The sequence below is a fragment of the Microbacterium sp. genome, assembly GCF_029263575.1.
Lineage (GTDB): Bacteria > Actinomycetota > Actinomycetes > Actinomycetales > Microbacteriaceae > Microbacterium.
In genome coordinates this window covers 1-6,795 of the sequence record NZ_JAJUFV010000149.1, presented here as the reverse complement: position 1 = coordinate 6,795, position 6,795 = coordinate 1, and the positions used below count along the sequence as shown (strand labels likewise).

Annotated in this window: 7 protein-coding genes and 1 pseudogene; 7 read left to right on the top strand and 1 reads right to left on the bottom strand. The window is 67.0% G+C overall.

The genetic code is table 11. The features are described 5' to 3' along the window. The first annotated feature begins 130 nt into the window (after positions 1-130). Genes tsaB through Q1J95_RS12970 form a run of 5 tightly spaced genes read left to right on the top strand, consistent with a single transcriptional unit; the run spans position 131 to position 3,991 of the window. Positions 131-760, top strand: a complete 630-nt coding sequence (tsaB, locus tag Q1J95_RS12990; protein ID WP_300268213.1) for a tRNA (adenosine(37)-N6)-threonylcarbamoyltransferase complex dimerization subunit type 1 TsaB — start codon at positions 131-133, stop codon at positions 758-760. Further along, positions 757-1,248: a ribosomal protein S18-alanine N-acetyltransferase gene (gene rimI / locus Q1J95_RS12985; protein WP_300268212.1), complete on the top strand. Its 492-nt coding sequence runs from the start codon at positions 757-759 to the stop codon at positions 1,246-1,248. Before tsaB ends, rimI begins: the two co-directional genes overlap by 4 nt. Continuing rightward, positions 1,245-2,324 carry a tRNA (adenosine(37)-N6)-threonylcarbamoyltransferase complex transferase subunit TsaD gene (tsaD, locus tag Q1J95_RS12980; protein WP_300268211.1) on the top strand — a complete coding sequence of 360 codons (1,080 nt, stop codon included), beginning with the start codon at positions 1,245-1,247 and terminating at the stop codon, positions 2,322-2,324. The genes rimI and tsaD overlap by 4 nt, the downstream gene beginning before the upstream one ends. Then, complete coding sequence (locus Q1J95_RS12975; RefSeq protein WP_300268210.1) at positions 2,324-2,824, top strand: hypothetical protein; 501 nt, start codon at positions 2,324-2,326, stop codon at positions 2,822-2,824. The genes tsaD and Q1J95_RS12975 overlap by 1 nt, the downstream gene beginning before the upstream one ends. Before the next feature lie 3 nt (positions 2,825-2,827). Next, positions 2,828-3,991 carry a hypothetical protein gene (locus tag Q1J95_RS12970; RefSeq protein ID WP_300268209.1) on the top strand — a complete coding sequence of 388 codons (1,164 nt, stop codon included), beginning with the start codon at positions 2,828-2,830 and terminating at the stop codon, positions 3,989-3,991. Positions 3,992-3,994: 3 nt separating this feature from the next. Here the strand turns inward: Q1J95_RS12970 and Q1J95_RS12965 are convergent, their stop codons facing one another. Next, on the bottom strand, positions 3,995-5,254 hold the full coding sequence (locus Q1J95_RS12965) for a class I SAM-dependent methyltransferase (protein ID WP_300268207.1): 1,260 nt from the start codon (positions 5,252-5,254) through the stop codon (positions 3,995-3,997). 140 nt (positions 5,255-5,394) lie between these two features. On the opposite strand from Q1J95_RS12965, the gene groES reads away from it, so the two are divergent. Beyond that, positions 5,395-5,691 carry a co-chaperone GroES gene (gene groES / locus Q1J95_RS12960; RefSeq protein ID WP_067242196.1) on the top strand — a complete coding sequence of 99 codons (297 nt, stop codon included), beginning with the start codon at positions 5,395-5,397 and terminating at the stop codon, positions 5,689-5,691. Between the two features lie 222 nt (positions 5,692-5,913). Next, a pseudogene (locus Q1J95_RS12955) lies at positions 5,914-6,795 on the top strand (hypothetical protein); the annotation flags it as partial.

The following is a 6,795-nucleotide window of genomic DNA, read 5'->3' as shown; positions in this document are numbered from 1 at the left end:
GATCGAACGTCCGGTGGGCGGTGAGGACGATCTGGCCGACGAAGACCTCGATGCGGATGCGCCGCGGATGCTGACCATCGCCTGCATCACGGAATGAGTCTCGCCGCATAATGCCGACTACCCTAGAGGGGTGATTCTTGCCGTCGACACCTCGCTGGGTACGGCCGTCGCTCTTGTGGAGGCTGATGGCCACGCTGTCGCCGATGCCTCCAGCCACGATTCGCTTGGGCACGCCGAGGTCATCGGCGATCTGCTGACGCGCGCGCTCGCTGAGGCTGAGTCGACCCCGGCCGAGGTCACGCAGGTCGTGGCAGGGATGGGCCCCGGCCCGTTCACCGGCCTGCGGATCGGCATCGCCGCTGCTCGTGGCTTCGCCCTCGGGCGGGGTATCTCGGTGATGCCGGTGCCCAGCCATTTCGGGGCCGCGCTGAGCGTGATCGATGCGGATGCTCCCGATACCGCCTTCGCGATCGTGACGGATGCCCGTCGCCGAGAGGTCGCCGTGAGCATCTTCGAGGGACTCGACGCCGACGGCATCCCGAACCTGATCGGCGAGACCGTGCTCGTGCCGCGCGCCGACGTCGACGAGCGTCTGCGCGGCATGCACGCGATCGAGGTGGCGACGCTTGACGCGACAGCCCTTGCCCGTGTCGGCTTGCGGGCAACGATCGCCGGACGCACGCTCACCGGACCCGAGCCGCTCTATCTGCGCCAGCCCGACGCAGCCGCGCCCACAGCACCGAAACGCGTCGGACTATGACGATTCGCGCGGCGACCTCGGCCGATCTCGAGGCGATCATGGCGATCGAGAACGCTTCGTTTCCCTCGGACGCGTGGAGTTCCGCTTCGATGGCCGCCGAGCTGTCGAATGAGTACAGCTACTATCTGGTCTACGACGATGCTGGTGCGATCGTCGGCTATGCCGGGCTTCGGTCGATTCCGGGCGGTTCGGATGCCGATATCCAGACGATCGCCCTCGACACGGCGCACCGGGGGAAGGGGCGCGGCCGCGCCCTGCTGCGTGCACTGTTGGCCGAGGCATCCGCTCGTCGTGCACGCGAGGTATTCCTCGAGGTGCGTGCCGACAACCCCGCCGCCGAAGCGCTCTACGTCTCGGAGGGATTCACCGAGCTCGGTAGGCGCCCGCGCTATTACCAGCCCGACGATGTCGACGCGATCGTGATGCGCCTCGACCTGCGTCGCTGGGTGGAGCGAGTGGGAGCTTGCGCAGAGGAGGGCACAGCATGAGCATGCGCGAACCTCTCGTGCTCGGCATCGAGACGAGCTGCGACGAGACCGGCATCGGCATCGTGCGCGGTCGGACGCTCCTGTCGAACACGATCGCCTCCAGCATGGACGAGCATGCGCGTTACGGCGGGGTGGTGCCCGAAGTCGCCGCACGAGCACACCTGGAGGCGCTGCAGCCGTCGATTGCAGCCGCGCTCGCCGAGGCATCCGTGACGCTCGACGACCTCGACGCCGTCGCCGTGACCAGCGGGCCGGGACTCGCCGGAGCGCTCATGGTCGGTGTGGGAGCCGCCAAGGGCCTTGCCGTCGCCCTCGACAAGCCGCTGTACGCCGTGAATCATCTGGTCGGGCACATCGCCGCCGACATCGTCACGGCGGATGCTGACCCGCTGGAGTATCCGACGATCGCCCTGCTCGTCTCGGGCGGTCACACCTCTCTGCTGCACGTGCGCGACCTCACCACCGACGTCGAACTCCTCGGTGAGACGATGGACGACGCTGCCGGTGAAGCCTTCGACAAGGTGGCGCGGCTGCTGGGCCTGCCGTATCCGGGCGGTCCCGAGATCGACCGTGCTGCCGCTGAAGGAGACCCGACGGCGATCCGTTTCCCGCGCGGACTCTCACGCGCCTCGGATATGGCGAAGCACCGTTACGACTTCTCGTTCTCCGGCCTCAAGACGGCCGTCGCCCGCTGGGTCGAGCGCTGTGAGGCAGAGGGGCGTTCCGTGCCCGTCGCCGATGTCGCCGCGAGCTTCCGCGAGGCCGTCGTCGATGTGCTCGTCACCAAGGCGCTCGCCGCGTGCGCTGACCTCGGTGTGCCGCGTCTGCTGCTGGGCGGTGGGGTCATCGCGAACCGTCGCCTGCGGGATGCCGCGCTGGCGCGCGCGGCGGATGCCGGAGTCACGGTGCGGATTCCGCCCCTGTCGCTGTGCACCGACAACGGTGCCATGATCGCAGCGCTCGCCGCCGAGCTCATCGCTTCCGGGCGTGAACCGTCGACGCTGGCTTTCGGCGCGGATTCGACGTTGCCGGTCACGCAGATTCACGTCGCCGCGCGCGGGGCTGAGGTCGTCTGATGACGGGGCCAGAGCGGAACGGATCGGGCGGCTCGGCCAGTCGCCCCGACGCATCGAACACGCCGAGGCTCGAAGAGCCGAGTCCCGAGGTCGAGCACCCAGCCGGTGCGGCACGCCTGCCCGGCGCGGCTCGCGAGGGCTATACGAAGATGCCCACCGGACCGGTGGGCGTCGAACCGGTCGTCACGAGCGGGCCCGCCGACACCGCCGGAGCGCCGGTGGCCCAGTGGGCTCCGCATGATCAGGTCGCCGGCGACGACAGCGCGCGCCTTGCGCCGTGGGCGCTGTTGGCGGCGATCGTGGCGCTGTGCGCCTCATTCTTCGTGGGCTGGGGAATCCCGCTCGCCATTGTCGCGGTGGTGGCGTCGATCATGTCGTTGCGTCGTCCCGCCGAGAGCCGCGCGATCGCGTGTTGGGCGCTCGTGCTCGGGCTTGCCGCCACTATCTACAGCCTCGGCTGGCTCATCTGGGCCATGATGCAGTTCGAAGCGATGGCATAGCGGATGCTTTCACCCGACGAGATCGCCGAACGGCGCGCCCTGCAAGCCAAGGCTTATGGTCGCGACGGAAAGCTGTCTCTCGAAGAAGGCGCGCGACTGCGCGAGCTGGAACGCCAGCGCCGCGCTGCTGCTTCGGCCGCTGCGCCTGCGATACCTCCGGCCGCTGCGCCCGCTGGCGCGCCGAACCGCGGAACCCGTCCGCCCGCAGAACGCATCGCTGATCCTGACCGTGGGTCGCACCCGGTCACCGAGCCCGAGGCATCCGACGCTGCACCGCTCGCCCCCGTCGAGCCCGGCGGAGCCCCCGCCCCCGGCGGAGCCCCCGCGCCCGTCGTGGCATCCGGCGCACGCGAAGCATCCCGCATCCGTCGCCTGTGGCCGTTCATCGCCGGCGCCGCAGCACTCGTCGTCGGCGTCGCTGCGGGCTGGGCGCTCTGGGGATTCAACAGCGAAGCGTTCCAGCTCGCTTCCGCGTATTCCGAGACGCAGGCTGAGCTTGAATCGACCGGTGAATACGACCCCGGCACGGTCGTCGCCGTCGCGGAGCAGCACGGCATCGTCGTATGGATGGCGCAGCGAGACGAAGGCGAACAGCAGTGCGTCATCGTCACAGCGGCGAAGGCGGAGAACAGCGGGTGTGCCACGATGGACGATCCCAGCTCGGGGGCAGCCAGCGCCACCATCAGCGTCCCCGAGGGGGACGAGCTGGCCGGCCAGACGTTCTCGGCGTTTCTGGTGCGCACGGCAGCGGGTGAGCTCGTGCCGACCGTCCAGGTCTGGGACCAGCGGGCGGTCGATTGGGAGTCGCAGTACAGCGAATCCGAGCTCGAAGCGATCAGTCGACTCGAAGCGGCGGGGTACGCGCCGACCGAGCTCAACATTCTCGGCTATGACGGAGACAGGCCCGTCTGGTATCTGTGGAATGCGCAGGGACTCTGCCTCATCGCTGAGTCGGATTCCGGTGTGCTGGAAGGCTGCGCCGGCGAGGTGGAGTCTGACGGCGAGCTGACGGTCGAAGCCGACATCGACGGCATCCTGACCCAGTACCGTCTCACATACGGCGAGATGCGGGGGCCGCAGCTGACGGTCATGAAGCTGCCGTCTGGCCCGGAGTCGTCGCTCGATGCTCCCGAGATCAACGACACCACCGGCGAGAGCACTCCGTAGCGCTCAGATCCGATCGGCGAGAATCGCCATGCGCCTCTCACCCACGCGCGTGAGGAGGAGCGTCGCAGACTGCGAGCCGCGGAGGTTCAGCTTCTTGCGGAAGACGGCCGGGTCGATGTCCATGCCGCGTTTCTTGATCTCGATCGTGCCGATGTCGTGGGCACGCAGGGCGGCGTTGATCGCTTTGGGAGCGGCGCCGGTGACCTCGCGCACGCGGAATGACTGCACGAACGGACTCGTGACCGCGGCATCCCCGGTCAGATAGGCGATCTTGTGATCCAGCATCCCGGCATCGAGGCTGCGCGCCACATCACCGATCAGGCGCGCGCGGATCACCGCCCCGTCTGGCTCGTGTACGAACGCTCCGAGTTCGCGCACGCCGGCGTCTTCGGCATCCGCCCCCGCCGTCAGCTCGTGCGACTGATCGCCGCGAAGCACGAGCGCCGCCCGCCGCACCCCCTCTCTGGCCAGCTCGCGCGACCACAGCACGAGTTCGACGACGCTGCCATCCACACTCACCCACTGCGCCTCGGCATCAGCGGGCAGAGCGTCGCGATCATGCCCTGGCCCGAGCTTGATGCCCGCGGGCACGCGGGACGCGAGATCGAACGCCCACTCGAGCGAGGGGGAGTAGTCGGATGCCGTGACCCGCTGCGTCTCGCCGTGACCTGCCGTGCGCCGGGCCGGATCGAGCCAGACGGCCGTACGCGTGCTGCGGAGAATCGCAGCTTCTTCGGACGAATCAGCAGAACTCGTCCGAAGATCGTGCGATTCTCCGAAGTTACGGCTCACGAAGTCTTCGGCTGTCCCTTGCGCGACTGCGGCATCGCCGCCGAACGGTGCCAGGTTGTACGCAGCGATCGCTGCAGTGACCTCGTCCGTGTCGACGGCGACGACCTCGAGTCCTGCTCCGGCGAACGCCAGCGTGTCACCGCCGATGCCGCAGCCGAGATCTGCCACCCGCGCGATGTCCGCCTGACGCATCCGCCCGGCGTGGCGCGCCGCGACCCCTAACCGGGTGGCCTGCTCGAGGCCGGCTCTGGTGAACAGCATCCGCCCGGCGAAATCGCCGAACTTCGCCCGGGCTCTCGCCCGCAGATGCGCCTGTCCGACCACGGCCGAAACGAGCTCAGGACGGTGGCCGGCCGCGCGCAAGGTCGAGACGACCCGGGTGACCTCCGCGGTCGTCTGGATCGTGCCGACCTCATCGAGCAGCCGAAGCCCCTCCGGCGTGAGCAACGCGGTCAGCTCAGACATCTCCACCCGCCCAGCCTAATCAGAACCGCGAAACTGGCACTCGCATTGCGTGAGTGCCAATTGACGGCATACACTTGAGTTAGCACTCTCGGGTTGAGAGTGCGAACAAGTCTTTCGTGTCAGCGTCAAGAAAGAAGAGGTAGACCGTGTCGGTTTCCATCAAGCCGCTCGAAGACCGCATCGTCATCCAGCAGGTCGAGGCAGAGCAGACCACCGCGAGTGGACTGGTCATCCCCGACACCGCCAAGGAGAAGCCCCAGGAGGGCGAGGTTGTGGCCGTTGGCCCCGGCCGCATCGACGACAACGGCAACCGTGTTCCGCTCGACGTCGCCGTCGGCGACCGCGTTTTGTACAGCAAGTACGGCGGCACCGAGGTGAAGTTCGGCGCAGACGAGTACCTCGTGCTCTCCGCGCGCGACGTCCTCGCCGTCGTCGTTCGCTGACGCCAGCTCAGCGGACGCGCAGTTCGTCAGAAGGTCCGGATGCTTCGGCATCCGGACCTTCGTCGTTTCCGGGGTTCCCCTACTGACCCCCGCGGCCCCCCCGATGATCCCCCGACCATTCCCCGACAAACCTCGGGATGCTCCCCGATGCTGCCCGGGCAGGCCGGTTCCAGACTCTTACCAAGCGCCACTCGGCACTCACACGGATAAAGGGGACACATCATGGCTGTGCAGGACAACGTCAACTTGCTCGGCGCTCAGTGGAATCTGGGTGTCGAGGATGTCGGCAACGGCAACACCGACAATTCGGACAACTCGGCGGACGACAACTCGGACAACTCGGACAACTCCGACAACTCCGACAACTCGACCGACAACAGCGACAACTCCGACAATTCGGACAACAGCGACAACTCGGACAACTCGGACAACAGCGACAACTCGGACAACTCGGACAACAGCGACAACTCCGACAACTCCGACAACAGCGACGGTTCGATCAACGACTCGTTCCAGGTCAACGACTCGTTCCAGGACAACAGCGACAACTCCGACAACTCGGACAACTCGATCAACGATTCGTTCCAGGACAACTCGACGACCACCACGCTGAACGACCACTCGATCAGCGTCGGCATGCGTCAGTACAACTCCGGGTTCAACGACCTGAACCTGACGGGTGCGGCGGGTCTCGCCGGGGCAACGGGCGGCAGCATCACCATCGATGCGCGCACGAACCTGACAGACCAGTCCGTGAACCAGAACATCGCAACCGGTGGTGGCGACGTCGGTCAGGCGTTCAGCAACGGCAGCGTCACGGCAGCCGGTGACGGCTCCGTCGCAGCCGGCGGTGACGCGTCGTGGACCAACATCGACACCGACATCACGGTGGGCGACGTCTCGATCGGCAACACGTGGAACACGGACTCGTTCAACACGGACAACTCGATCAACGACTCGTTCCAGGACAACTCGGCAACCGACAACTCCGACAACTCGATGAACGACTTCTCGGACAACTGGTCGTTGAACGACTCGTTCCAGGACAACTCGATGACCGACAACTCCGACAACTCGATGACCGATTTCTCGGACAACTGGACG

Excerpts from the sequence above, each read along its gene's own strand:
- rimI (WP_300268212.1), top strand. The coding sequence starts at position 757 with ATGACGATTCGCGCGGCGACCTCGGCCGATCTCGAGGCGATCATGGCG.
- tsaD (WP_300268211.1), top strand. The coding sequence starts at position 1,245 with ATGAGCATGCGCGAACCTCTCGTGCTCGGCATCGAGACGAGCTGCGAC.
- Q1J95_RS12975 (WP_300268210.1), top strand. The coding sequence starts at position 2,324 with ATGACGGGGCCAGAGCGGAACGGATCGGGCGGCTCGGCCAGTCGCCCC.
- Q1J95_RS12970 (WP_300268209.1), top strand. The coding sequence starts at position 2,828 with ATGCTTTCACCCGACGAGATCGCCGAACGGCGCGCCCTGCAAGCCAAG.